Source organism: Chitinophaga costaii (assembly GCF_900094705.1).
GTDB lineage: Bacteria > Bacteroidota > Bacteroidia > Chitinophagales > Chitinophagaceae > Chitinophaga > Chitinophaga costaii.
Window position 1 is genome coordinate 100,010 of sequence record NZ_FMAR01000002.1, and the last position, 24,178, is coordinate 124,187.

Annotated in this window: 26 protein-coding genes; 9 read left to right on the forward strand and 17 right to left on the reverse strand. The window is 46.7% G+C overall.

Features of this window, described 5'->3' with window-relative positions:
• Positions 1 to 25 precede the first annotated feature (25 nt).
• Complete coding sequence (gene kdsB, locus GA0116948_RS03545; protein ID WP_089709109.1) at positions 26 to 751, reverse strand: 3-deoxy-manno-octulosonate cytidylyltransferase; 726 nt, start codon at positions 749 to 751, stop codon at positions 26 to 28.
• 85 nt (positions 752 to 836) lie between these two features.
• The gene (locus GA0116948_RS03550) at positions 837 to 2,027 is read right to left on the reverse strand and encodes a DegT/DnrJ/EryC1/StrS family aminotransferase (RefSeq protein WP_089709111.1); all 1,191 of its coding nucleotides are present in this window, start codon (positions 2,025 to 2,027) and stop codon (positions 837 to 839) included.
• Positions 2,028 to 2,133: 106 nt separating this feature from the next.
• On the opposite strand from GA0116948_RS03550, the gene GA0116948_RS03555 reads away from it, so the two are divergent.
• Positions 2,134 to 2,574, forward strand: a complete 441-nt coding sequence (locus GA0116948_RS03555; RefSeq protein ID WP_089709555.1) for a YybH family protein — start codon at positions 2,134 to 2,136, stop codon at positions 2,572 to 2,574.
• Positions 2,575 to 2,856: 282 nt separating this feature from the next.
• On the opposite strand, the gene GA0116948_RS03560 is transcribed toward GA0116948_RS03555, so the two are convergent.
• Entirely contained in the window at positions 2,857 to 3,075 is a 219-nt protein-coding gene (locus GA0116948_RS03560; protein ID WP_089709113.1) for a hypothetical protein, read from the reverse strand.
• A gap of 270 nt (positions 3,076 to 3,345) precedes the next feature.
• Between GA0116948_RS03560 and GA0116948_RS03565 the strand changes: the two genes are divergently transcribed.
• Both GA0116948_RS03565 and GA0116948_RS03575 read left to right on the forward strand, forming a co-directional pair.
• A complete protein-coding gene (locus GA0116948_RS03565) occupies positions 3,346 to 3,558 on the forward strand; it encodes a CsbD family protein (protein WP_089709115.1) in 213 nt (70 codons plus the stop codon).
• 387 nt (positions 3,559 to 3,945) lie between these two features.
• A complete protein-coding gene (locus GA0116948_RS03575) occupies positions 3,946 to 4,518 on the forward strand; it encodes a CAP domain-containing protein (protein ID WP_165798395.1) in 573 nt (190 codons plus the stop codon).
• A gap of 105 nt (positions 4,519 to 4,623) precedes the next feature.
• Here GA0116948_RS03575 and GA0116948_RS03580 read toward each other — a convergent pair whose 3' ends face one another.
• Entirely contained in the window at positions 4,624 to 4,887 is a 264-nt protein-coding gene (locus tag GA0116948_RS03580; RefSeq protein WP_089709122.1) for a hypothetical protein, read from the reverse strand.
• An 11-nt stretch (positions 4,888 to 4,898) separates the two neighbouring features.
• Entirely contained in the window at positions 4,899 to 5,651 is a 753-nt protein-coding gene (locus GA0116948_RS03585) for a glycoside hydrolase family 25 protein (RefSeq protein ID WP_089709123.1), read from the reverse strand.
• Positions 5,652 to 5,770: 119 nt separating this feature from the next.
• Between GA0116948_RS03585 and GA0116948_RS03590 the strand changes: the two genes are divergently transcribed.
• Entirely contained in the window at positions 5,771 to 6,799 is a 1,029-nt protein-coding gene (locus GA0116948_RS03590; RefSeq protein WP_089709125.1) for an SPASM domain-containing protein, read from the forward strand.
• A gap of 112 nt (positions 6,800 to 6,911) precedes the next feature.
• Here the strand turns inward: GA0116948_RS03590 and GA0116948_RS03595 are convergent, their stop codons facing one another.
• Genes GA0116948_RS03595 through GA0116948_RS03605 form a run of 3 tightly spaced genes read right to left on the reverse strand, consistent with a single transcriptional unit; the run spans position 6,912 to position 7,978 of the window.
• Positions 6,912 to 7,238, reverse strand: a complete 327-nt coding sequence (locus GA0116948_RS03595; protein ID WP_089709127.1) for a hypothetical protein — start codon at positions 7,236 to 7,238, stop codon at positions 6,912 to 6,914.
• 30 nt (positions 7,239 to 7,268) lie between these two features.
• Complete coding sequence (locus tag GA0116948_RS03600; RefSeq protein ID WP_108675031.1) at positions 7,269 to 7,691, reverse strand: phage holin family protein; 423 nt, start codon at positions 7,689 to 7,691, stop codon at positions 7,269 to 7,271.
• A 29-nt stretch (positions 7,692 to 7,720) separates the two neighbouring features.
• Positions 7,721 to 7,978, reverse strand: a complete 258-nt coding sequence (locus GA0116948_RS03605; RefSeq protein WP_089709131.1) for a YtxH domain-containing protein — start codon at positions 7,976 to 7,978, stop codon at positions 7,721 to 7,723.
• An 87-nt stretch (positions 7,979 to 8,065) separates the two neighbouring features.
• Between GA0116948_RS03605 and GA0116948_RS03610 the strand changes: the two genes are divergently transcribed.
• Complete coding sequence (locus tag GA0116948_RS03610) at positions 8,066 to 9,103, forward strand: AI-2E family transporter (RefSeq protein ID WP_089709133.1); 1,038 nt, start codon at positions 8,066 to 8,068, stop codon at positions 9,101 to 9,103.
• A gap of 77 nt (positions 9,104 to 9,180) precedes the next feature.
• Here the strand turns inward: GA0116948_RS03610 and nadD are convergent, their stop codons facing one another.
• Positions 9,181 to 9,750 carry a nicotinate (nicotinamide) nucleotide adenylyltransferase gene (nadD, locus tag GA0116948_RS03615; RefSeq protein ID WP_089709135.1) on the reverse strand — a complete coding sequence of 190 codons (570 nt, stop codon included), beginning with the start codon at positions 9,748 to 9,750 and terminating at the stop codon, positions 9,181 to 9,183.
• A gap of 36 nt (positions 9,751 to 9,786) precedes the next feature.
• Positions 9,787 to 9,924: a PaaD-like zinc ribbon domain-containing protein gene (locus GA0116948_RS21880; protein WP_449384873.1), complete on the reverse strand. Its 138-nt coding sequence runs from the start codon at positions 9,922 to 9,924 to the stop codon at positions 9,787 to 9,789.
• Positions 9,925 to 10,371: 447 nt separating this feature from the next.
• Here GA0116948_RS21880 and GA0116948_RS03625 point away from each other — a divergent pair, with 447 nt between their 5' ends.
• Positions 10,372 to 11,868, forward strand: a complete 1,497-nt coding sequence (locus GA0116948_RS03625) for a S41 family peptidase (protein WP_089709139.1) — start codon at positions 10,372 to 10,374, stop codon at positions 11,866 to 11,868.
• Positions 11,869 to 11,937: 69 nt separating this feature from the next.
• Here GA0116948_RS03625 and GA0116948_RS03630 read toward each other — a convergent pair whose 3' ends face one another.
• The 4 genes from GA0116948_RS03630 to GA0116948_RS03645 form a co-directional block, all read right to left on the reverse strand.
• Positions 11,938 to 12,879 carry a M28 family peptidase gene (locus GA0116948_RS03630; RefSeq protein ID WP_205686086.1) on the reverse strand — a complete coding sequence of 314 codons (942 nt, stop codon included), beginning with the start codon at positions 12,877 to 12,879 and terminating at the stop codon, positions 11,938 to 11,940.
• Positions 12,880 to 12,939: 60 nt separating this feature from the next.
• Positions 12,940 to 15,063 (reverse strand): ferrous iron transport protein B, encoded by a 2,124-nt coding sequence (feoB, locus tag GA0116948_RS03635; protein WP_089709141.1) that lies wholly within the window; start codon positions 15,061 to 15,063, stop codon positions 12,940 to 12,942.
• A 289-nt stretch (positions 15,064 to 15,352) separates the two neighbouring features.
• Positions 15,353 to 17,107, reverse strand: coding sequence for a PspC domain-containing protein (locus tag GA0116948_RS21655; RefSeq protein WP_089709144.1), 1,755 nt, complete (start codon positions 17,105 to 17,107; stop codon positions 15,353 to 15,355).
• Between the two features lie 30 nt (positions 17,108 to 17,137).
• The gene (locus GA0116948_RS03645; protein WP_089709145.1) at positions 17,138 to 17,470 is read right to left on the reverse strand and encodes a PadR family transcriptional regulator; all 333 of its coding nucleotides are present in this window, start codon (positions 17,468 to 17,470) and stop codon (positions 17,138 to 17,140) included.
• Positions 17,471 to 17,819: 349 nt separating this feature from the next.
• On the opposite strand from GA0116948_RS03645, the gene GA0116948_RS03650 reads away from it, so the two are divergent.
• The 3 genes from GA0116948_RS03650 (at position 17,820) to GA0116948_RS03660 (ending at position 20,621) form a co-directional block, all read left to right on the forward strand.
• A complete protein-coding gene (locus GA0116948_RS03650) occupies positions 17,820 to 18,104 on the forward strand; it encodes a hypothetical protein (RefSeq protein ID WP_123891746.1) in 285 nt (94 codons plus the stop codon).
• Between the two features lie 187 nt (positions 18,105 to 18,291).
• Positions 18,292 to 19,929, forward strand: coding sequence for a SulP family inorganic anion transporter (locus tag GA0116948_RS03655; RefSeq protein ID WP_089709150.1), 1,638 nt, complete (start codon positions 18,292 to 18,294; stop codon positions 19,927 to 19,929).
• Positions 19,930 to 19,949: 20 nt separating this feature from the next.
• Positions 19,950 to 20,621, forward strand: coding sequence for a carbonic anhydrase family protein (locus GA0116948_RS03660; protein WP_089709152.1), 672 nt, complete (start codon positions 19,950 to 19,952; stop codon positions 20,619 to 20,621).
• A 134-nt stretch (positions 20,622 to 20,755) separates the two neighbouring features.
• Here GA0116948_RS03660 and GA0116948_RS03665 read toward each other — a convergent pair whose 3' ends face one another.
• The 3 genes from GA0116948_RS03665 to GA0116948_RS03675 form a co-directional block, all read right to left on the reverse strand.
• Entirely contained in the window at positions 20,756 to 21,904 is a 1,149-nt protein-coding gene (locus GA0116948_RS03665; protein ID WP_089709154.1) for a methionine aminotransferase, read from the reverse strand.
• Between the two features lie 89 nt (positions 21,905 to 21,993).
• Positions 21,994 to 23,085 carry a mannose-1-phosphate guanylyltransferase gene (locus tag GA0116948_RS03670; RefSeq protein ID WP_089709156.1) on the reverse strand — a complete coding sequence of 364 codons (1,092 nt, stop codon included), beginning with the start codon at positions 23,083 to 23,085 and terminating at the stop codon, positions 21,994 to 21,996.
• Complete coding sequence (locus GA0116948_RS03675; protein WP_089709158.1) at positions 23,085 to 24,044, reverse strand: KpsF/GutQ family sugar-phosphate isomerase; 960 nt, start codon at positions 24,042 to 24,044, stop codon at positions 23,085 to 23,087. Before GA0116948_RS03675 ends, GA0116948_RS03670 begins: the two co-directional genes overlap by 1 nt.
• Positions 24,045 to 24,178: the final 134 nt, after the last annotated feature.

The following is a 24,178-nucleotide window of genomic DNA, read 5'->3' on the forward strand; positions in this document are numbered from 1 at the left end:
GCTACCAATATAATATCGATATGGCTTACAATAACCTGGATGCTTTCTCCAGATCTTCCGGTGTATCTATTTCCACGCCCATGTATTCCGTTACCGCCATTTTCATGGGAATACCGTTTTCCAGGAAACGAAGGCATTCTATTTTCTCCGCAGCTTCCAGCGGGGTCATAGGCATTTTGGGGAAATTGAGCAGGGTCTGCTTACGGAAAGCATAGATACCGATATGCTCATAATACACTGTGCCGATGTTTTTCTCACGGGGGTAAGGAATTACCGAGCGGGAAAAAAACAGGGCATTGAAATGCTTATCCACGGCCACTTTTACATAATTGGGGTCTTCGATAGACTTCCAGTCGGTCAGTACCTGCATAAGGCTGGCCACCTGCACTTGCTGGCCGCCGGCTCCTTCAAATACCTGTAATAATTTTTCCAACGGCTCTTTCTGGGTAAAAGGCTCATCGCCCTGCACATTCACAAAGATGTCGGCATCCAGATTTTCTGCTGCTTCGGCTATCCGGTCAGTACCGCATACATGCTCCTGCCGGCTCATAATGGCTTTGCCACCGTTGCGGGTAATTTCGTCAAAAATTATTTCACTGTCGCACACCACCGCCACCTCATCGAATACGCCAGTTTTTACCGCCGATTCATAGGTGCGCAAAATCACCGATTTGTTACCCAATTGGGCCATCAGCTTTCCCGGAAAGCGGGTGGCACCATAGCGGGCTGGTATAAGTGCTACTTTTTTCATGTATGTTTTTTAGACCTGCGGCCAATACTGGTATTGGATAAACTGAGGCAGCCAAGTGGATTTCATTCGCTTACTGCCGCCTGTATTATAAACTATCCTTAATTGCTTTCACCAACTTTTCTGCACGGGCAATGGTTTCTTCCTCCGTCCAGGCGAGATTAATGGGGGTAGAAATGCAGCGGCCTATGATGGCATCGGAAGCGGGAAATTCTTTGGTCTTGTACACTTCCATGGCCTGTTGCAGTTCGGCGGCAAAGGGTGTCAGTACAGCGCTTTGTTTAAAGTGTTGCCATTGGCGGATGTAATGCCAATTATTATCGAACCAAAAGAAAGCGGGAATGCCGGCAGCTTTAATGGCGGCTGCTGCTTTACGTGCCGTCTGCTCTGTTGGCAGGAAGAAAGACAAGAAGGTAGCACTGTCTCCTGCTGCATCGGGCAGGCGGCGGAAAGTTACTTCTGGAATGGTTGCCACAGCGTCTTTCAATATTTTTTTATGCGCCTTCTGCACAGCCAGGAAATCATCCAGGCGCCGCACTTGGGCCAGGCCCACGGCGGCATGCAGTTCAGATATGCGGTAATTATATCCAAGGAAAGGATGCTGATCTGCACCACGGTCTACCCCCAGGTGGTCATGCCCGTGATCCGTATAGCCGTCGCATTTAGTGTACACATCGGCATCGTTGGTCACCACGGCTCCGCCTTCTGCGCAGGTAATGGTTTTCACGAAATCAAAAGAGAAGGTGCCGGCATGGCCAATGGTACCCAGGGCCTTGCCCTTATAAGAAGCACCAAAAGATTGACAAGCGTCTTCCAGCAATAACAGGTTATGTTTTTCGCAAATAGCTTTCAGGGCATCCATATCCGCCATAGCCCCACACATATGCACAGGCATTACAGCCTTGGTGTTAGGGGTAATGGCCGCTTCCACCGCTTTGGGGTCCAGGGTAAGGGTGTCATCCACGTCTACCAGCACCGGTATAGCGCCGGCAGAAAATATCGATTCAAAGCTGGCCACAAAAGTAAAGGTGGGCATAATCACTTCATGGCCGGCGCCAATGCCCAGGGCCGCCATGGCCGTGGTAAGGGCAGATGTACCACTGGTGGTAAGTTGGGTATATCTTACTTTCAGTTTTTTGCTGATCTCGTTTTCCAGTTCTTTTGCCTTCCAGATACCTTTGCGCGAACCATCGAAACCATACCGCATGAGGATGCCCGTTTCCAGCACCTCGTTTACTTCTTTTCTTTCAGCTTCGCCAAAAAGTTCATATCCAGGCATATACACAAATTTGTGAGGGTTGAATAATTTTTCTGTTGCGCAAAGTTACATTATTCAATTATTGGGTGCATCCCAAAAACTGTTTATCTTTTGCCAAAAAATTGCCATGCGTTTTTCACTGCTCAGCATCCTATTAATGATAAACCTGCTACTCCCTAAGGCCCTCTTGGCCCAGCAAGCCGGGCCTGCGGAAATACAAGCCCTGCTGGACAAACAATCTACCGCCTGGAATAAGGGTGATCTGGAGGGTTATATGCAGTTTTACTGGCACTCTGACTCGCTGCTATTTATTGGCAAGAACGGCCCTCGCCACGGCTGGCAAACTACACTGGACGCCTATAAAAAAGGCTATCCCACCCGCGCCAATATGGGCCAACTGGACTTTACGCTGCTGGAATGGCGGCAACCCGCCCCAGACGCATGGTTTGTAGTGGGCAAATGGCACCTGAAACGCGTAATCGGCGATTTGCAGGGATATTTTACCCTACTGCTGCGTAAAATAGATGGAGTATGGAAAATTGTTGCCGATCATTCTAGCTCCAGTTGATGGTGCAAAGCTAAAGCCTAAACAGATAATTGGGGAAAGAAGTAGGTGAGATCACTTTGAAATGGCTTAAAAAATAGAACCGTCCCAGGATTAGGACGGCTGCTATACACCACAACATTAAAAAGAAGTTTAAAAAATAGCCAGGAACTATCACGATGTCATCACCATTTCTTTCCTATCACTTTTTATATCATCGTGCTGACAGTACCTATTGTAAGGTATTTAAATGAACGGATCCTTTTTATAGGCCAGCCCACGCGGAAGAAGGCATTTTCTATGCCGTTATTTCTTTTGGATATCCTTATTGTCTTTTACCGCCTTATTTTCTACTTCCGGTTTTTCAGAAAGTGCTTCCTTTAGCGGATTGGTAAAGTTGGATGCCTTATCTGTTTTCAACACCTTAGAGCGGTGCTGTGGTTGTTGTTCATAAGCGCCTGTACTTTGTGCTGCGTTGTCGTTCCGGTTTTGCGGTGCAGTGCGCTTGTCTTTACTTTTTACCATCGTGACCTGTTTTGTGCAGTACAAACTATGCTGCAAGAAAAACCAAACAAAGTCTATTCCAACTCAATGACCGCAGGCACGCTGACTACCTCTTAAATACAGCGTTGCCCAAATTCTACAGATGGGAGGAGACACATTGTTGCTGTGCAACGATTTCTACACGCTGCCGGGCATAGCGCTACTTGGCTCCCGGGCATAGGTTTTGACTATAAGAATTATGACCCGATTATAGATTTATCTCACTAAACAAGTTTAAAATATATAATTGCTATGAGCCTCCAACTAAAGAGATGGACAGAGATGAAGCCTTTACTTAAAAAACGCTTTGCGCAGTTGTCTGACGATGATCTCGTCTATGAAAAAGGAAAAGAATATGAGCTAATGACCAGGTTACAGCAAAAAATCGGGCAACCAGCAGAGGAAATTGAGCGTATTATCCGCAGTTTTTATGTAGCATATTTTACCTACCGCAAACTGTTGTAATCGTTCATATCATGAAAAATAGGATGTATTAATACGTTCCATTCATTTTGGTCGTTTGAACATCACTTATATGTTGTCACTTCATTTATAAAATAGCCTGGCCTATACAGCCGGGCTATTTTATATTAAATAATACCTACCATTACCCGCTCAACCATAAATACAACTAGTTGATCCCGAACTAATAATAAGCTGAAATGTGCAAGGGTAGCGAGTTTCCAAAGATCGTTAACTAAACGTTTGCAAAAGCACTGTACTACTTTATACATAGCGCACTTATCTTTGCCATCTCCTTTAGCCTCCTCCTCTGAAATTGACCTGACCAATTTTTAGCCTTTTTCCTGTTAAAAGCCCGCAACAACACTTTTAATGTTAAACCGGGATAAAATGTCTGGCAAGATCAATTTCTTTTTAATTTTTTGTATTGGTATAGCAGCCGTACTATTTACGAGTTGTACCAAAGAGGCGGCTACGCCTCCCAAACAAACTACCATCATTGCAGATAGTACGCCTGTGGCCACCATCATAGATACGGTTGCGGACAACCATATTAATCGTGTATTCCTGCTCCAATTAGTAAACGGTCTGCGATCCCATGGCTGTAACTGCGGCGGCATACAAATGCCCCCTGTTCCAGTCCTTTCCTGGAATGGTAAACTGGAAAAAGCGGCCTGGTCGCACGCACAGGATATGTCTTTGAAAAATTATTTCGACCACACTGCGCCAGATGGGTCTACTCCGGAAAGCCGCATAGTGGCCGCTGGCTATAACTGGGTATTTGCAGGAGAGAATATTGCTATGGGTAACATGGACGAACAGGCTGTAATGGTAGGCTGGCTGGGAAGCCCTCACCATTGCCAGAATATGATGAATGCAAACTATGAGCATATCGGCATTGCCCGCGCTGGTAACTACTGGACCATGGAACTGGGCAGTCTGGGTAGTGTTTCCGTTAAATAAATAGCTGGCTTTCCAAAATTATAATAAACCATCACCTGGAAATTTTTGCATCTTCCTTTGGCCGTGCGGGCCTTCATCGTACCCCGCCGGCCAGCTGGATGCAAGTCATGGCTGCTGCTTAAAACGATCCCGCCACAGGCGATACACATAATACAAATAGGCCACCAGCGTAATCCCAAAGAAAATATAGCATCCCACCAGTTGCCCCACCGATGCCTGATCCGGCAAACCATAGCCCAGGTAAAGACCAATGAATACATTCACCATCATCCAAAAAAGTCCAATAAAAACGGTACGGATGATCTTTGAGAAAAAGCGCACCAGGCGCATGTCTATCCCACCTTGCGGCTTTTCTTCTTCCTCGGTCATATGTAAAAGTTTTATGGGATCAATAGTTTGGAGAGGGCGGCGCTATCCCCATTAAAAACATTAAAATCCACCGTCGTACGAATGCCGTCTACCCTTCCCCGGTCATTGTGCTGCCAGAACATCCAGGAGCGGGCGGTTTGCGGGTTTTTTTCTACATAATAGTGTGCCACCCAGAGAGGGTAATCATCAAATTCATCTCCCAGATAATTGTGGTAAAACTTCATGTTGGTATAAATGATGGGCTTCACCTTATACGCCTTTTCCATTTCTTCCAGCCAGATGCGTGCGGTCATGCGGATTACTGCAGCGGGCTGGTTGTTGCTGGTTTCAATATCCAGTACCGGCGGCAGATCGCCAGATTCCAGGTTTACTACATTCTTAAAATTGATGGCCTGCTTCAGCGGGTCGCGGGTGGCGTAAAAAAAGTGATAAGCGCCCCGGATCACGCCGGCATCCCGGCATTTGACCCAGTTACGCTTAAAAGCGGCATCCTGCCGGGTAATGCCTTCTGTAGCCTTGATAAAGGCAAAGCTAATCTTTACCTGTTCTACCTGCATTTGTCCCACGGCATTCCAGTTAATGTCCTGCTGAAATTTGCTCACATCAATCCCATGCATGGAATAATTTACCGGCATATCGATGCCGAATTCTGCATAATGAACGAAGTTGATGCCGCTCCGATGGCGCCACCAAAGATAACTCCCCACTGCTGCCGCCAATAGCAGCACCAGGAAAATGGAAAAACGCCAGGCTTTTTTTATCATTGTACGTTGCAGGATAGATGGCGGCCAAGGCCGATTATTTCCGCAAGTATAGCGCTTAAATTTCTTTTTCCGTTTTTATAAGACATAGTTGTCCTATTTTTACGAACAATCTTATCGTCATGCCGGATTTTAACCTGAACGACAGCCTGAACCTACTTTCCAAATTTACCCTGCGCCGAGCTTGGAATGCCGGGAAAGTATTGTCAAGTTACTGGGTCAGTAAGTGGACGGGCAAGCCGGTGCAGTGGGGCTATCCCATCTCCCTCTCTTTTGAGCCGACCACTTCCTGCAACCTGCGCTGCCCGGAATGTCCCAGTGGCCTGCGCGCCTTTACCCGGCCCACGGGCATGTTGGAACAAGACTTTTTCCGCCGTACCATCGACAGTATTTCCAAAGAGCTTTTATACCTGATATTTTATTTTCAGGGCGAGCCCTACCTGAACCCTGGTTTCCTGGACATGGTAAAACATGCTTCCTGCCGCGGAGTATACACCGCTACGTCTACCAACGCGCATTACCTGACAGATGCCAATGCCAAACGTACCGTGGAAAGTGGGCTGGATCGCCTTATTATTTCAATAGATGGCACCACCCAAGATGTTTACACACAGTACCGCGTGGGTGGCAATCTTAATAAGGTGATCGAGGGAGCTAAAAACATTGTGAAGTGGAAAAAAGCGTTGAACAGCACCAAACCCTTCGTCTTCTTCCAGTTCCTGGTAGTAAAACCTAATGAACACCAGATTGAAGACATTAAAAAACTGGCCAAAGAGATTGGGGTAGACCAGGTGCGTTTTAAAACTGCACAGGTATACGATTTTGAAGAAGGCAACCGCCTTATCCCTACCATCGATAAATACTCCCGTTATAAACAAAAAGAAGACGGCACCTTTGCCATCAAAAATGGCATGGGCAATCATTGCTGGCGGCTCTGGCACTCACCGGTAGTTACTTGGGATGGGCTGGTGGTACCCTGCTGTTTCGATAAAGATGCACAACATCGCCTGGGCGATCTGAAGAAAGAAGATTTTCGCACATTATGGCATAATGATGAATATGTGAAGTTCCGCACCCAGTTGATGGTGAGCCGCAAGAATATTGATATTTGCGCCAATTGCAGTGAAGGAACGAAGGTGTGGGAAGATTAAAAAATGCCTGCAGGTCTACATCTGCAGGCAGGTATTTTTAGCTGTTAAACCTAATTTTTTAGGGGCCATCTTGAAAGGATGGCCCCTTTATTTTTATAGATTAATAGTCTTATTATTTGTCTTTTTTGCGGTTTGTGAATTTCTGGTAAAGGTTTACCCCTGCACGTACACCTACATATTCCAAGGCGCTCATTAATGCAGTGGTAGCAAAGCTTTTTATCTTGCCGCTTTCCCAAGCCAACCTGGCCACCCGGCCTACAATGCCCATCGCTCCGCTCTTACGCACATTGCTGGGTACAATCGAGTTTACGGCCATGCCTTTGAAATTCGATTTAAAATGTGTAGCCCTTTCACCCAGTTCCTGCTCCAGCACCCTGGAATGCTTTTTCAGGCGAATGATTTCTTGTTCCAGCGCGTCCATGGGGGTCACTTTCTGCATGGGTATGATTTTATCATTGAGAGGTATGTTTTAATGATGCTCTGTAACGGCTGGTTCTGCCTCGGCTTCGGGATCATCCTGAGATTTTTCAATGAGATCATCCATCTTTTCTTCCCGCAATATTTCACCGATAACCAGGTTGGCAACACCCCTTTGTACCTGCTTGCGCACCAGGTACATGATCAGCATTAGCACCAGAAAGGCACCGGCGGAGCAAGAAAAACCAATGGTGAAACTACCTGTTTTCTCCCCAATAAAAAAACCTAGCACCATGCCTAAAAAAACAATCACGAAAAAAAACAGCAGAAAAGCCAGCATCATCGAAAATAATATCCCGATGGTCCTGGACAGCTTCCCTGCTGCCTGGAGCCGAATAAGATCTACCCTAGTCTGGAGATATTCCTTGAGTGTTTTACCCGTCTCCTGAAAATAATTACTGAAGTTGTCTTCCATGCAAATTTTTTTATTGCAGGTGGGTGAATTTAGGCCAATTCGTTTTCAATGGCATTTTCATACTCCGCTTTTCTTTTTTTCAGCTTGTCTTTCAGCTTATCTGCCTGGTATTTAAGCTTATCTACCAGTTCGTCTTTCTTATCGGAGTTCAGGAAATAACCTACGGCTACACCCACGGCAGCTCCTACAATGAAAGATACTACGGCTTTGGAACTGTTGTTCATGGTATTTTCTTTTTTAAGTTGAGGAATGTAATGACGTTGGGTAAAACGCAAACACCATTCCATAAATTCATTTTAAATATAAAAGAACTATAAAGTGTGAACTTGTTGGGCCTGTAATTTGTTAGCTTTTTAATTATAATCATTTAGCCAATGGGAATTATTCAAAACCAACATCTTAAGCAGGTGGGTTTCATCATCCTTATTCTGTTACTGGGAACGCTCTTGTTTCTTGAACTGTCCCCTTTTATCCCCGGATTCCTGGGCGCTGTAACGTTTTATGTATTATGTAGAAGAGTGATGTTCTACCTGGTGGAAAAACGACGATGGCCAGCACCCGCCGGAGCAGCACTGGTGATGGTGTTGTCTTTCGTCATCATTTTGTTGCCTTTTGGGCTGTTGTTTAATATGCTGGCCTCCAAAGCCTCTTTTGCCATCGAGCATTATGCCGATCTGGCTGGCAGCATTAAACAACTCAATGGCCGTATACAACAAAGCGTTGGGTTTGATCCTTTGTCGCCCGAACGGATGCAGCAAATGCAAAGTAAGCTGGCGATCGTTGTCCCCAATTTGCTGGGAGCCACCTTTAGCTCCATCACGAGCATTGTGATCATGTATTTTATTTTATACTTCATGCTAACTTCAGCCCGGGCCATGGAAACGTCTTTGCACAAAAACATCCCGTTAAAAGAAGAAAATGTAGTGCGCATGGGTAAAGAAGTACATACCATGGTGATCGCCAATGCGGTGGTAATTCCCCTCATTGCCATTTTACAGGGTACGGTGGCTGGACTCGGCTATTGGTTGCTAGGTGTTCATCAACCTGTTTTTTGGGGCGTGGTCACAGCCTTTGCTTCGCTATTACCAGTGATTGGAGCGGCAGCCGTTTATGTGCCGCTTGGGCTGTATGTGCTGGCCACGGGGGGTACCTGGTACGGATTGGGATTGTTGTTATACGGCTTCCTTATTGTGGGTACGGTAGACAATGTGTTCCGCTTCATGCTGGCCAAACGTATTGGTGATGTACATCCGCTGATTACAATTTTCGGAGTACTCATAGGGCTTAATATATTCGGATTTATCGGTATTGTTTTTGGGCCGCTGCTGATTTCTATGTTTTTGTTATTGCTGAAAATATATGCCAACGAATTCTCCCAACATACAAAGGAAAATTTACAGCACCCTGCATAGTACATTCAATAAGAATTCCTGGGCTTTGCCAAGAAATAAATGCAGCCTCCGTCATCCTGGCGGTGGCTGTTCCATTTTTACCGGTAATAATTATTCTCCTCTATGTAGGCCGCCACGTTATCCGGGATGAGATATCGAACCGGTTTGCCTTCTTTTATCCAGCGACGTATAGCCGTGGCAGAAATATCCAGCAAGGGAGCTTCCAATACGGTAATGCTGGCCCCAGCCAGTTCGCTGGCGGGGTGGCCTGGGCGCATGTAAATGTACATCGGGTACTGCCGGATGAGCTGTTCATAATTTTTCCATCGGGGCAGGTTTTCGAGGCTGTCACTACCCATGATAACAGAAAACTCGTGGGTGGGGAACTTCTCCGCTAAATATGTCAGCGTATCGATGGTAAAGGAAGGGCGGGGTAAGGAAAATTCAATATTACTGGCCCGAAGGCGGGGCGCACCTTGCACAGCCAATTCCACAAGATGGTACCGGTGATGCTCATTCAATAAGGTACCGGCAGATTTCAACGGATTTTGCGGTGATACCACCAGCCATACCATATCCAGGTCTGTATTGTAAGCGATAAAATTCGCAATGATTAAATGCCCGTTGTGAATCGGATTGAAAGAGCCAAAGTACAAGCCTATCTTCATGCCCTGCTAATTTGAGCCGTGAAAGTAGGAAAAATCTTACTCCAATGGCTTAAACTGTTCGAACAACTGCCCACTTCTTTTGCAAAAATGGGTGACCCTGCACAAGGTGGCGCCAAAGGGCGAACGCAGATAGGTATCCCTGCTGACGCAATGCGGACAGGTTGTATGCAGCAATATTTCTGTAGCGAATGATCAAACAGGAAATGACGTACCAGGCTAAAACTGTAATTACCTATAGATTGATCCACGAGATGACAACGGGCTCCCCTTTTTCCTGGTGAAAAACTTCTTAAGCACGGGAGCTTTTCCATCGGCCACGGTAACTGGGCCGGCTGCGCCCAGTTGCAGGCGGCTTATCCTTGGATCAAGTGATAGTTCATTCATCATTTTCCCTTGCTTTTATGCCACTGGGGCTGTCCATTTTTCGGTGGGCTGCATAAGGCAACACGCCTGGGCAATGCAGGTACCCCAATGGCTGCAACTGGCGGCGCAGGGACTGCCGGTTCCAGCGCTTGACAGCCCGCAGTAAATAGCTGCACTACCTCTGTTATTGCGGGTTTCATCGCTACCCAATTTTTCGTATATTTATTTTTTACTATAAATGGCCAAAATTCTAAACCGATGTATAATATAAAAATTGGAAAGCCCCTGCTGTTCGCTGCCCTGGCATTGCTAACAGCCTGTCATAAAAAAGATAAAGGCAGTAGTACCCCCACCAATACCACCCTATCACTGGCCGACCGGACAAAAGATACCCTGTATTATATTTTTAAAGACGAGTACTTGTGGACAGATGCCATTCCCGATTACAATACTTTTAAACCCCACAGCATAGATTCGCTGGAACCAGAACTCGACGCGCTGATGAGCTACAAGCGGGATTCGCTTGATCCCACCAAAGCAAAAGACCATTATAGTTTTCTGGATGATGGCTCCGTATCTGAAGCATTGGATCAAGGCCGCGCCGGCGATTTTGGGTTTAATATCGGTTTCTATAACTATGATGATATCCGTAGCACTTATGTATATCCCGGATCGCCCGCCGGCCTGGCTGGCGTGAAGCGTGGCTGGAAACTCACCGCGGTAAATGGGGATACCAGCTTATATTATGACCTAAATGAAACTACTGGCCACGGTACTAACTATGATCGTTTGGTGGATGCCTTTTATTACAGCAGCCAAACCGCTTTCACTTTCCTGAAACCAGATAATAGTTCCGTTACCGTAAATCTTACTACTACAACGTACGACATAAATCCGCTGCTGTATTCCAATATCTTTAATTTTAACGGACATAAAATCGGCTATTTTGTTTTTAATTCCTTCCTATCGCTAGACATCGTAAAGTCAAGGCTAGACAGCCTTTTCGGGGCTTTTGCCAGCGCAGGCGTGACCGATGTGATTGCAGATATCCGCTACAATGGCGGTGGCGCTGTTGAAACTTCCGAATACCTGGCCAATCTGTTGGCACCTGCTTCCGTGGGCACCAACACCAAATTAATGTATACGGAGTACTTTAACAGTGCCCTCATAAATAAACAATACAATGCCTACACCAAAGTAATGCGCATTGAAAATGGGCAGTATAAACTCACAGATGAATATGATTATCTGGTGGAAAATAACATTGCCAAATGGGCTAAAGCAGGGACGCTAAGCCCCAATAATGTTGTTTTCATCGCCACAGGGCAAACAGCTTCTGCCAGTGAATTGCTGATCAATAACCTGAAACCAGTATTGCCAGCCTGGCACCAGGTGGGTACTTATACTTATGGCAAACCAGTAGGATTTATTGGTATTACCATTGGCGGCAAAGACATGTATGCCATCTCTTTTTCCATTAAAAATTCACAGAACGTAGGCGATTATTATTATGGTCTTTCTCCTGATGGAGGAACTGAAACCTATGAAGACGCCCGCGAAGATTTTGGAGATACACAGGAAGTGTACCTTCACCAAGCCTTAAACATACTGGGCATTACAGACGCCCAATTAGGCAGCAGGCTTCGTGGCCACGATTTTAATCCCTACCTGCGTCCTAGTGTAAACCAAGATTTTTCGCTACGCGCATTCAAAGGCATGGTATTAAAACTGCCCCACCAGGGTTTGCACAAATGAGTACTTTACCTTTAAAAGAAAATCCCGCTTCACCTGAATGAAGCGGGATTTTTTTTAAATAAAATATAACTACATCACCCGTCTATCCTTTGGTTTCAACGGCAACGCTTTATCTGCCGCATCTACAAAAGAAAGAATAGTATTCACCGCCTGGAAATAAAAAGACGGCTGGATGTGTAAAAACTCATCAGACACTTTATGATAGTCCGGATGATCTTCCACGCCAAAATACAGGAAGGGTATATTGTGTTGCTTAAACTCGTATTGATCGCTTTGCCCTGTCCAGTCGTTGCCCCCTTGGTTGGGCTGGTCGTGGCCTGTTTTCAGGTGTATGCGGCTTTGTGCGGATGCTGCGTCTACAAAAGATTTTAAGGCCGGGTTATAATAAAGGCCGCTGGCATACAGCTCCTGCTGATCGTTACGGCTTATCATATCCATGTTCACATTCAGCTGAAGTTGTTTCACCGGAAGGGGCGGCTGTTCAAAAAATGCTTTGGCCCCGAGCAGGCCTTCTTCCTCCCCGTCCAGTGCGGCAAACACCAGGGTATGTGCCGGGGTATGCAGGCTGTAGTATCTGGCAATGGCCAATAACCCCCCTACTCCAGACGCGTTATCATCTGCTCCGTTATAAATGCTGTCTTCACCCTTGCTACCCTCTTTTGTCTTGCGGATACCCAAGTGATCATAATGAGCGGTGATGATGATCGTGGAGTCAGACTTCCCTGCAATGTAACCATAAATGTTTGTACCGCTAATGCGCTCCGTGCCGGCCTGGTGCAAGAACATACGTTCGTACTTGCCATTAAAAGGTTTTAAGCCTATTTCTTTAAAACGATCCAGCAGGTAAAACTGGGCCATCCGGTTGCCTTTTGTGCCTATTCTACGCCCTTCAAACTTGTCCGAAGAGAGGGTGCGGATATCGTCCATGAGGCGGGATGAATCAACGCTGTACTGGGCCTGCGCCATCTGTGCTGCCATCAGCAGCAGTCCGCCTAAAAAAAGTTTGCGCATGGAAATGTGTTTAGGTATCCTGCAATGTAGCTTTTTTAAAAATGCTGGTTTAGCGGTATTTTATTTGAATAACTGGTACACAACAAAACTGCATACATACGCCAGTCCCGTCATGTAAAACAATTGTATTACAGGGTACTTCCAGGAGCGGGTTTCCCGTTTCACCACTGCCATGGTGCTCATACATTGCATGGCAAAAGCATAAAAGATCATCAGCGACAAGCCCGTGGCCAGGGTGTACACCGGCGTGCCGTCTTCCCGGCGGGCCGCCATCATTTTTTCTCGCAGGGTGGCGTCGTTATCATCCGGATTTTCTCCTACACTGTACAGGGTGGCCATGGTGCCTACAAATACTTCACGGGCGGCAAAGGAAGTGATCAAAGCAATACCGATCTTCCAGTCGAAACCCAGGGGTTTAATGGCGGGTTCTATGACATGGCCCAATACACCGGCGTAAGAATGGGCCAGCTTGTCCGACTGGTACACGCGGTCCAGGTCTGTTGTATCTTCTGGGTGGGCCTGCACTAATTGTTCATGCCTGGTTTTGGCTTCCTTCATCGCCTTCGACGGACCGTAAGAGGCCAGGAACCAAAGGATCACGGAAATGACCATGATCACCTTACCGGCATCCGTCACAAATATCCGGGCTTTCTGTATCATGGTTACGCCTACGTTTTTCCAGCGTGGCGCGCGGTATACGGGCAGTTCCATGATAAAGTAGCTTTTTTCCTTCATGCGTATCAGCAAGCGCATAACTGCAGCCAGCACGATGGCCATAAAAAAGCCCATAAGATACAACCCCATCATCACCAGGCCCTGCAAGCTCAAAAAGCCCAACACCTTATGATCCGGTACTACCAGGGCAATCACAATAGTATAAATGGGCAGACGCGCCGAGCAGCTCATAAGCGGGGTCACCATAATCGTAATCAGGCGTTCCTTACGGTTTTCAATGCTGCGGGCGGCCATGATGGCCGGTACAGCACAGGCCACCCCACTGATCAGTGGCATAACCGACTTGCCATTCAGGCCCACCTGGCGCATAAGGCGGTCTGTCAGAAAACTGATACGGGACATGTACCCCGTATCTTCCAGGATGGTGATCAGGCCAAAGAGTATCATAATCTGCGGCACAAACACGGCAATGCCGCTAATACCGGCCAATACCCCATTTACCAGGAGATCTGTAAAATTATTATCGGGCAGCGTAGCAGATAGAAAGCCACTCAGGGCACTAAAGGCCCCCTCAATGCCATCCATCGGGTAAGAAGCCAGCCAAAATATACTCTGAAACAGCAGAAACAGCACCAGTAGCAAGATCAAATAACCCCATACCCGGTGCAACAGCAGGTTATCTATTTTTTCGGAACGCAGTTGTTTTTCCAGTGGGTCGGCCTCTACTACGGTGGTCTTCATTACCGTTTTAATGCGGGCATAACGGAGCATAATCTCCTCTGCCTGCATCTTCGTCTTGTTGAACTTAGATTCTACGAGCTTGTTCTTGATGGCCAGGCGCTGGCCACCATTCAGGAAAGGCAGCTCTTCCACATTCACCGCAATGTGCAGGGCGGCGTAGTCGCTCTTAGCAGGGAAATATTGTTTAATGTCCCGGATCATTTGCGGCGCCAGGCCATGGTTATCGATAAAATCGTGCACAGATACCCCTTGTTTATCACGCATTACCTGCTCTATCGTCTTTTTTAATTCACCCAGGCCTTTGTTCTTGCGGGGGTTAATGGCCACCAGGGGCACGCCCAGCTTGGATTCCAGGCCTTCCAGGTCTATTTCAATGCCCTTTTTACGGGCAATATCCATCATCGTGAGGGCAATAATTACGGGTATTTTCAAGTCCATAATCTGGGAGCAGAAAAGCAGGTTGCGTTTCAGATTGGCCGCATCGGCCACAATGATTATCAGATCGGGTACTTCTTCATGGGAGGGGTTAATGAGTACTTCGTAAGTCACGTACTCATCAGCGCTTTTAGGATAGAGGCTGTAAGTACCTGGCAGGTCAATTATATTGGCCACCAGGTTGGAAGTGATGCGGCTGGAACCGGTTTTTTTGTCCACCGTTACGCCCGGAAAGTTGCTGACCTTCTGATTTAAACCGGTGAGGGCATTAAAAAGTGAACTTTTACCGCTGTTGGGGTTGCCTACCAGCGCAATATTTATGGGAGCTTCCATCCTTTCCGCGTAATTAATCCTATGCTTGAAAACCGAGACTCGCGGCTTACGGCCACGGCTTTTCAACGAACATGCAAAGCTATGAATTAAAAAGCAGGGGGGAATGATCGTATCGGGAAAAAATGGATGGGCGGGTTTTGCTTTTTGCACAAATGCACCTACAACCTCCACCCGGTTGTGTGCCGGCATAAAAGGCCAGCCTGGTCGTTGCCCCTTTCGGCTATGCCCAGCATGCAAAAACCACGGTAAAAACCGTGGTCATGTGCCATTCGTGTTATAATAATAATTACTAAGGTCTGAATAAGTTATAAAGTCCGTACAACATTACAGAGGTAACTTTTATTTGCGGGGTGGAGCTTGTGCCTTTGCTATTGTCTACCGGTGTACGTTGTTTATCAGTATCGCTGTCTATTTCTTCTTTCGGCGCTGCCGGTTTGCTATGGTAGCGGAAATTTTCGTGCAGCGAGTCCGAGTTGCCATGGTGATGGGTTTCAATTTTCACCCCACCATTACCATCGCTATCAATATTCACATCCGTATCGTCGTCGTTGTCATCGTTATCATTTTCGTCGTTAATACGAATATGATGGTAGTGGTTATTGGTATCTTGCAGGTCCACAGATTTACCCTCCGGTACATATATGATCACCTTCACATCCTGCACCCGGAAGTGCGATCCTTTTGGGATGGAGATGTTGCGGGGAATGTACAGGATGGAATCTTCCTGGCGTAAATTCACCGCTATTTCCTGTGCCAGCCGGCGTGCTTCGCTCAAATTATGGCCACGGGAGCTGCGTTGTACCTCCACTTCAAAATTGCCGGTGCGGCTGCTTTCGGTACGCACCTCCACGGCATCCTGCAGTACCACCGTGTCTTCGTCCACGATCAGGTCGCCCATCATAAAATGCATGTTCTCGTCGTCCTGCCAGCCTTGCTGTTTTACAATTAGTTTACCTTGGCTCGGCATTTTCAGGGTAATATTTTCCTTTTCCCGGTCAAAAGCACGGAAATCTTTCACAATCGATACGGCCAGGCAAATGGTGCATACCACCCCTATTAGCCAAAGAATGCCTAAGCTGGCACCTACAAAGCGGTTGCTCTGTTTAATGCCCGTGATTTTTCTTACAATAAATATCACCAGCGCTACAATGGGAATACCCAGCAGCAGGGCAAAAACCGGCCAGATGAGGGCCGTTTGCAGGCCGGGTTCCAGCATTACTTCTTTAAAAGGAAAGATGGCCGCGGAGGATGCTGCGATGGCCACAGCAGCAATGATCAGGCAGAACAAGATCACAACAGCCAGGAAAAAGAAGATGCCTTTCGTGACCAATATTAATGTTTTACCTAATATATCCACCAGGCTATGAAAAAAGCGTTCTATGCCATTTCCTACCTGTCTTCCGCGACCGTACGTAAAATTTTTGATATCGTCCCCCACTTTACCCACATTGCCTTTGATCTGGCTGATTTCTTCCTGGATAGTGGTTTTAATGTTATTGAGATCTACGCGTTCTCCCCGCATTTCCAACTTTTCTGCGGCAGTATTGGCTTCCGGCGTAGCTACCCAAAGGATAAAATACACCAGCACGCCCGTACCAAACCCACCAATGGCCAGTAAGGCAAAAATAATACGGAAGATCACGGGGTCTACACTAAAATAGTTACCCAGGCCTCCGCACACGCCCCCCAGCACCTTGGTGTCTGGATCGCGGTACAAGCGTTTACGCGGACGGCGGCTATACAGATCGTCGGCCGGCGGAGTTTGCCCACTGCTTTCATCACTACCTTCAAACTGTTCGGGGCGGCCTATGGAGGTAATCACGGTCTGCACATCCTCATCGGTAATGCAATGGGCGCCGTTTTTAAGTTTATCGTGAAACAGTTCTGCAATGCGGCTTTCTATATCACTCTGTATCTCTTCTGCCCCTTCTTCCTTTGAAAAATGCCTGCGCAAACTCTCGAGGTACTGGCGAAGTATCTCGTAAGCACTATCCTCTATCGGGATAAGTCTTGCGGAAAGGTTGATGTTGATAATCTTTTTCATAAAAAATGTCACTTTTAGGTGGTAGGAGGATTAGCGTTCGTTATTAGTAAGAGCATGTACAGCATTGGCCAATTCATTCCAGGTGGCCTCCAGCTCTGTGTAAACCCCCAGACCCTTTTCGGTCATGGAAAAATACTTACGCGGGGGGCCCGAGCTGCTTTCTACCCAACGATAGGTAAGCAATTCCGCATTTTTAAGCCTGGTGAGCAAGGGGTACAATGTGCCCTCCAGGATACCGAGCTTCGCCTCTTTCATTTTCTCAATAATGTCTGAAGGGTAAGCCTCGCCTTGCTTGATGACGGAGAGAATGCAAAATTCCAGCACCCCCTTCCGCATCTGTGATTGTGTATTATCGATATTCATGGCAAGTGAGCTTTAATTGCTTTATATATTCTACTAGTCATTTTCTCTTTTGACAATTCAAAGATACATAAAATTATAGTACTGTGCAATGCACAATACCTTTTAAGACAAAATAACTTGCTTAAAACAATAGCATAATAAAAATCAAAATAGCCATGGTAGCGGAAATATGCCGTAAATGGTACCTTGCAATGCACAGTACATATAATTATAGCCGGCAAAATACAGGGATAAATGGTTGAAGAAGTTTGTACAACTATTTAACATTTATTTTTTTGCTGCGGGGTACAATTACCGATTGCAGTCCCTATTTTTGTAACATCCTCATTTTTGTAGCATTTTTATTATTGTGAAAAGAATTCTCAGCATATTACTTCTGGCCATCATGTGCACACAGTTCCTCCCTATCCGGGCGCTGGGTAAAATGCTGTTTAATAATCAGATCGTAGAAGAACATGTACATGAAGACGGGGAAAGTGGCAAAGCTTTCAAAGAAATAAAATTTCATCCCGTCCACGGTCATGTGAATTACCTGGCTATTGAGATTTTTATCCAGGAATTATTTTCTCATTATCACGAGCAGCTTCCTCCTAATCACTCCATGGAAGTAAGTACCCCTCCGCCTAACTGCTAAGTATTCTCCCTCTTCCGGCACTCTGCCGCGTGTATGGATATAATTTCCTATACACAAATCTCATTTCCCTTTTTATCATTTCAACAGTTGGTATGCTCTGCCAGCAAGGATTTTCCACGTATGCTTTCGCGCGGGTGCGAAAGCGGGTGGTGAATGCGCATGGCTGTGCATGCAAAAATGTGACATAATGCAACGCACTAAATTATTTGCCTATATCAAAGAAGATGCAGCCGCTGGCCTGGTGGTGTTTCTTATTGCTGTACCCCTTTGCCTAGGCATTGCCCTGGCTTCGGGAGCTCCCTTGTTCTCCGGGCTTATTGCCGGGATGGCCGGCGGCCTCGTAGTGGGTGCGCTTTCCGGCTCTCATGTGAGCGTAAGTGGCCCGGCAGCAGGGCTTACAGCTATCCTGCTTACTGCCATTGGCTCGTTAGGGGCATTCGATATATTGCTGGCCTCCGTGGTAATTGGCGGTTGCATCCAGCTACTCCTTGGCTTTGTAAAAGCCGGTACCATCGCCAATTATTTTCCATCAAACGTTATCAAGGGTATGCTGGCTGCCATCGGTATTATTATTATCCTGAAGCAATTACCCAATGCTTTCGGCTATTTCCGCCCAGCCGCCGCAGACTCGGCATTCGAAGACGACGATACCAGCAATATGTTTGTAAATATGATTTCTACTCTAAAATATGTGCATATCGGGGCCACTATTATCACGGTGATTTCACTGCTCATTATTTTATATTGGAAAAAGATTCCAGGCCTTAAGGTCATACCAGCTGCACTTGCCGCGGTGATCGCGGGTATAGGTTTACAATTAATGTTTAGTCGCATAGGTGGTTCTTTTGCGCTCTCGCCCAAGCACCTGGTAAGCCTCCCAGTACCCTCCAGTGTTCAGGATTTCATCGGCCAGTTTACCTTTCCCCGCTTTAGTGCACTGGGTAATAAGGAGGTGTGGGTAACTGGTGTTACTATCGCGATAATTGCCTCCATAGAAACGTTGCTTAACCTGGAAGCCGCTGACAAACTGGACAAACAGAAACGCTACTCCTCCCCCAACCAGGAGCTGAAGGCCCAGGGCATTGGCAACATTGTGAGTGGTATGCTGGGCGGCCTGCCCGTAACATCGGTGATTGTGCGCTCTTCTGCCAATATAGACGCCGGCGCCCGTACCCGTATGGCCTCCATCATACATGGGGCGCTACTGCTGGTATGCGCAGCTTTTATCCCTGTTTTTCTTAACAAAATACCCTTGGCTACTCTGGCAGCGGTGTTGTTGGTTACCGGATTTAAGCTTTGCAAACCGGCCGTATTCAAGGAAATGTTCCTGAACGGCAAGTATCAATGGGTGCCATTCCTGGTTACGGTGGTCACTATCGTAGCCACCGACCTCCTTATTGGCATTAGCGTGGGCATGGCTGTAAGTGTGCTTTCGTTGCTGCGTGGTAATATTAAAAGCAGTTACTACTTCTCCAAAAGCCGTTACAGGGAAGGCCAGGGCATACGATTGGAACTGGCCCAGGAGGTTTCTTTCTTAAACAAGGCCAGTATCCTGCTCACCCTGGATCACCTGCCCGCTAATACTACTGTGATCATCGACGCCAGTAAAACGGCCTACATTGATTATGACGTGCTGGAAATCATCAGAGAATTTACCAACGTAAAGGCGCTCTCAAAAAACATTAATGTGCTGCTTACCGGCTTTAAGCCTGTATATAAAATTGTGAATCACCCGCAGGAAACCATCCACAGCGTGGAAAGCAATGTTCAGGTCATAGCCCTGGGCAACCACGAACAATTGATTAAGGAATTACAAATGAATTAACCAATCAAAAACTTTTTGCCATGCACACACAGACCGCTATCACACAAAAACATACCACCTCCTTACAAGTACTGGAATCGTTGAAGGCAGGTAATGCCCGCTTCGTTGAAAACCGTCAGCTAGCCCGCAATTTCTACCAGCAAATGACCGAAACCGCCGGAGGCCAGTGGCCAGTGGCCGCCATTGTAAGCTGTATGGATTCGCGCACCGCTGCGGAGTTAATCTTCGACCAGGGACTAGGCGATATCTTCAGCATACGCTTAGCTGGCGCAGTGATTACCGATAACGTGCTGGGAAGCCTGGAATACGCCTGTAAAGTAGCCGGCGCAAAGCTGATCGTAATAATGGGCCACTCGCACTGTGGTGCCGTAAAAGGCGCCTGCGATGCCGTGGAACTGGGCAACCTTACAGCCTTGCTCAACAAGATCACCCCAATTGTTCACCAGGAACGTTCCATCCATGAAAACCGTAATTCCAGCAACCACAAGTTTGTAGAAGCGGTCACCCATCAGCACACCGAACGTTCCGTACAGGCGGTGATGGAGCAAAGCAACATTCTGCGCAGCATGATCCTGCAAGGGGAGATTGGTATTGTTGGAGCACATTATAACGTAGAAAACGGGCAAGTTACTTTCTTGGAAAATGCCTGTTATTTAAACAATACTAGCGATAGCGCCACCACTGCTGCTTAACCTTTTTTAGTTGCGCATTATACAGTTCTTAGCTAGCGGCCAGCCTTTTATAGGGCTGGCCTTTTTATGGCGCTCGTATTATTTATAAACTATTGCAGCGAAAGGATAATAACTTCTCACTGCATTTAATTTTTTTAGAGTTTTCTTAAACGCTCCGCCGCCCGCTCCAACGTATTGTCTTTTTTGGCAAAGCAAAAACGAATAACATGATCGTCTTTCCCATCCTGGTAAAAAGCCGATACAGGAATGGTGGCTACACCTATTTCCTGGGTTACCCGCACGGCAAAATCTTTATCGCCTTCATCGGATATCTGGTCGTACTTCATAAGCTGGAAGTAGCTGCCCTGGCTGGGCAGCGGCGTAAAACGTGCGTCCTGCATAAGCGATAAAAACAGATCCCGTTTCTGCTGGAAAAAACGGCCCAGCGCTTCATAATGTGCAGGGTTTTGAAGAAATGCGGCCAACCCATGCTGCATAGGGGTATTCACCGAAAAACACAGGTACTGGTGTACCTTGCGGTATTCTGCCATCAGATGGGCAGGCGCTATGCAGTAGCCCATTTTCCACCCAGTAATATGAAAAACCTTTCCAAAAGAAAACACTACAAAACTGCGCTTCAACAGGTTGGGATATCGTAATACACTTTCATGCCGCACCCCATCAAAAACAAGGTGTTCATACACTTCATCAGATAGCACCAGGAGGTTATGCAGTTCGGCAATATGCTCCAGTTGCTGCAGATCACGGACCTTTAGGATGGTGCCGGTAGGATTGTGCGGGGAGTTGATGATGATCATCTTAGTACGCGTGGTGATCTTGCTCTTCACCAGGGCCCAGTCTATGTGATAATCCGGGTAGGCCAGTGGAATGAGTACAGGCACGCCTCCATTCACTAACACGTTGGGAATATAACTATCGTACGCCGGTTCAAAGATGATCACTTCATCGCCCATACCTATGCAGGTGGCAATAGCTGTAAAGATGGCATAAGTGCCGCCGGGCGTGATGGTGATCTCCGTATCCGCATCTACGGTGGTGCCATACAGGCTTTGTACTTTGGCCGCAATCGTTTCCCGTAGCGCAGCAAGGCCGGGCATGGGGGCATATTGATTAAATCCCTTTTGCATAGCCACATTCACGAGATCTTTGAGCTCCTCGCTGGTATCGAAATCTGGAAAGCCCTGCGAAAGATTAATAGCCTGGTGCTGTGCCGCCAGGGCACTCATCACGGAGAAAATAGTGGTACCCACGTCGGGCAGCTTGGAAGAGAAAGGGAAAATCATGCACAATCATTTAGGCGTTGCATTGGTGGCATCTAAAAATACAAAAGGGCCGGTAAAGTTTACCAGCCCTTTTATAATATTTTAGGCTTTTAAAGAAACCTGTCGCCCTTATGTCTTTTTACTTCGGCTACATATTCCTTGATCTGTTGTTCTTTGTCTTTTTTGCAGATGAGTAATACATCGGGCGTATCAATGATAATAAAATCGTCCAGGCCTTGTAGTAGTACTAGTTTGTCGTGTGGGGCTTTCACCATACTATTGGTAGCGTCAATGACCATCACGTTTTTGCCTTGCACAGCATTGCCCAGGTAGTCTTTTTCCAGGTTGTCGTAAGCAGATGCCCAGGTACCCAGGTCGCTCCAGCCAAAATTGGAAGGGATCACATACACATTGTCCGCTTTTTCCATAATACCGTAGTCGATGGAGATATTGGTGCATTGTGCATAGATCATTTCAATAACATTCTGCTCCTGCGGGGTGTTCAAGGCTTCTTCCTCGGCCACAAACAGCTCGTCTACTTCGGGCAAATATTTTTTCAATGCCGCCAGGATGGTTTTAGACTGCCAAACAAAAATACCGGCATTCCACAAAAAATCGCCACTCTCCAGGAATGTACGGGCTATATCAAGGCTGGGCTTTTCCGTGAACGTTTTTACAGGATACACATTATCCGCTACTTGCTGTGTCTCAAACTGGATGTAGCCATAGCCGGTATCAGGACGGGTGGGCTGTATGCCCAGTGTTACCAGGGCACTGTGGTTTTCTACGAACTGTAACCCTATCAGGCAGGAATTCACAAAAGCTACCGGGTCCAGGATGAGGTGGTCGGCGGGTGCGCATATAATACTGGCTTTAGGATCTAATTTGTGAATTTTATGCGAAATGTAAGCCACGCAGGGCGCTGTATTTTTACGGGATGGCTCCGCTACGATATTTTCAGCAGGCAGAACAGGCAATTGCTGGGCCACCAAATCTGCATACTGTTCATGGGTAACGACAAAAATATTTTCTGCGGGAATGAGGGTCAAAAAACGCTCGTAAGTCCACTGCAAAAGAGTTTTTCCTGTATTAAGCATATCCAGGAACTGCTTGGGAAGATCTGTCCGGCTATAGGGCCAGAAACGGCTACCAATTCCCCCGGCCATGATCGCTACGTAATAATGCTTATTAATATGTGTCATTAGATAATTCCTTCCCTGATTAAGTCGTGTAAATGAATAATGCCTTTGTATATTTCGCCGTCCAACACCAGCAATTGCGTGATGTCGTACTGTTGCATTTTTTCCAATGCATTTACTGCCAGTTCTTGCTCCTGGATACATTTAGGCCTGGCCGACATAATATCGGAGGCTACTACCTGGGCTGTCGAAACATCTTTTTCCAACATGCGGCGGAGATCGCCGTCTGTAATAGCACCCTGAAGGTTACCAGCGGCGTCTACTACAGCCGTTATACCGAGCATTTTGGAAGAGATTTCCACAATCACAGTATGGAGGTTGCTGTTTGGCAACACTTTGGGTACCGCATGCTGCTTGCTGAGATCGCCCACTCGCATGTAAAGTTTCTTGCCTAAGATACCACCAGGGTGAAATCTGGCAAAGTCTTCGGCTGTAAATCCATGTACTTCTATCAAACATACTGCCAGCGCGTCACCCATTGCCAGTTGGGCAGTGGTGCTTGTGGTGGGCGCCAGGTTATTAGGACAAGCCTCTTTGATTACAGATGTATTTAAAACATAATCCGCAGACTGTGCGAGGTAAGAGTTAACATTCCCTACCATGGCGATCAGCGGGTTACCAAAATTGCGGACCAGCGGAACCAGTATTTTTATTTCCGGGGAATCTCCGCTTTTAGAAATGCACAGGACAATATCTTGCTCCTGGATCATGCCCAGGTCGCCATGAATGGCATCGGCTGCATGCATAAACAATGCTGGCGTACCGGTAGAATTGAACGTGGCCACAATTTTCTGCGCAATAATAGCACTTTTACCAATACCCGTTACCACTACCCTGCCGGCACAGGCGCCCATCAACTGAACCACCGCTTCAAAAGTGTCGTCGATAAAAGCTTTCAAACCATCTATGGCGGCGGCCTCTTGCTGCAAAGTACCCAGCGCTACTTGCTTAATATTGATCACTTTTTAACTGTTTCATGAAAAACGAAGCAAAGGTATTATATTTTACCCAAGGCCCGCCCCTCGTGTAATTTATGTTGCTGGAGACCGCTTTTTTCGTTAGTTTCGTGTCCCCTAAAAAATACATTATATTTTTT

What these genes read in the sequence shown, in the direction of transcription:
- kdsB (WP_089709109.1), bottom strand. Translation starts at nt 751, where the DNA reads ATGAAAAAAGTAGCACTTATACCAGCCCGCTATGGTGCCACCCGCTTT.
- GA0116948_RS03550 (WP_089709111.1), bottom strand. Translation starts at nt 2,027, where the DNA reads ATGCCTGGATATGAACTTTTTGGCGAAGCTGAAAGAAAAGAAGTAAAC.
- GA0116948_RS03555 (WP_089709555.1), top strand. Translation starts at nt 2,134, where the DNA reads ATGCGTTTTTCACTGCTCAGCATCCTATTAATGATAAACCTGCTACTC.
- GA0116948_RS03560 (WP_089709113.1), bottom strand. Translation starts at nt 3,075, where the DNA reads ATGGTAAAAAGTAAAGACAAGCGCACTGCACCGCAAAACCGGAACGAC.
- GA0116948_RS03565 (WP_089709115.1), top strand. Translation starts at nt 3,346, where the DNA reads ATGAGCCTCCAACTAAAGAGATGGACAGAGATGAAGCCTTTACTTAAA.
- GA0116948_RS03575 (WP_165798395.1), top strand. Translation starts at nt 3,946, where the DNA reads ATGTCTGGCAAGATCAATTTCTTTTTAATTTTTTGTATTGGTATAGCA.
- GA0116948_RS03580 (WP_089709122.1), bottom strand. Translation starts at nt 4,887, where the DNA reads ATGACCGAGGAAGAAGAAAAGCCGCAAGGTGGGATAGACATGCGCCTG.
- GA0116948_RS03585 (WP_089709123.1), bottom strand. Translation starts at nt 5,651, where the DNA reads ATGATAAAAAAAGCCTGGCGTTTTTCCATTTTCCTGGTGCTGCTATTG.
- GA0116948_RS03590 (WP_089709125.1), top strand. Translation starts at nt 5,771, where the DNA reads ATGCCGGATTTTAACCTGAACGACAGCCTGAACCTACTTTCCAAATTT.
- GA0116948_RS03595 (WP_089709127.1), bottom strand. Translation starts at nt 7,238, where the DNA reads ATGCAGAAAGTGACCCCCATGGACGCGCTGGAACAAGAAATCATTCGC.
- GA0116948_RS03600 (WP_108675031.1), bottom strand. Translation starts at nt 7,691, where the DNA reads ATGGAAGACAACTTCAGTAATTATTTTCAGGAGACGGGTAAAACACTC.
- GA0116948_RS03605 (WP_089709131.1), bottom strand. Translation starts at nt 7,978, where the DNA reads ATGGAATGGTGTTTGCGTTTTACCCAACGTCATTACATTCCTCAACTT.
- GA0116948_RS03610 (WP_089709133.1), top strand. Translation starts at nt 8,066, where the DNA reads ATGGGAATTATTCAAAACCAACATCTTAAGCAGGTGGGTTTCATCATC.
- nadD (WP_089709135.1), bottom strand. Translation starts at nt 9,750, where the DNA reads ATGAAGATAGGCTTGTACTTTGGCTCTTTCAATCCGATTCACAACGGG.
- GA0116948_RS03625 (WP_089709139.1), top strand. Translation starts at nt 10,372, where the DNA reads ATGTATAATATAAAAATTGGAAAGCCCCTGCTGTTCGCTGCCCTGGCA.
- GA0116948_RS03630 (WP_205686086.1), bottom strand. Translation starts at nt 12,879, where the DNA reads ATGCGCAAACTTTTTTTAGGCGGACTGCTGCTGATGGCAGCACAGATG.
- feoB (WP_089709141.1), bottom strand. Translation starts at nt 15,063, where the DNA reads ATGGAAGCTCCCATAAATATTGCGCTGGTAGGCAACCCCAACAGCGGT.
- GA0116948_RS21655 (WP_089709144.1), bottom strand. Translation starts at nt 17,107, where the DNA reads ATGAAAAAGATTATCAACATCAACCTTTCCGCAAGACTTATCCCGATA.
- GA0116948_RS03645 (WP_089709145.1), bottom strand. Translation starts at nt 17,470, where the DNA reads ATGAATATCGATAATACACAATCACAGATGCGGAAGGGGGTGCTGGAA.
- GA0116948_RS03655 (WP_089709150.1), top strand. Translation starts at nt 18,292, where the DNA reads ATGCAACGCACTAAATTATTTGCCTATATCAAAGAAGATGCAGCCGCT.
- GA0116948_RS03660 (WP_089709152.1), top strand. Translation starts at nt 19,950, where the DNA reads ATGCACACACAGACCGCTATCACACAAAAACATACCACCTCCTTACAA.
- GA0116948_RS03665 (WP_089709154.1), bottom strand. Translation starts at nt 21,904, where the DNA reads ATGATTTTCCCTTTCTCTTCCAAGCTGCCCGACGTGGGTACCACTATT.
- GA0116948_RS03670 (WP_089709156.1), bottom strand. Translation starts at nt 23,085, where the DNA reads ATGACACATATTAATAAGCATTATTACGTAGCGATCATGGCCGGGGGA.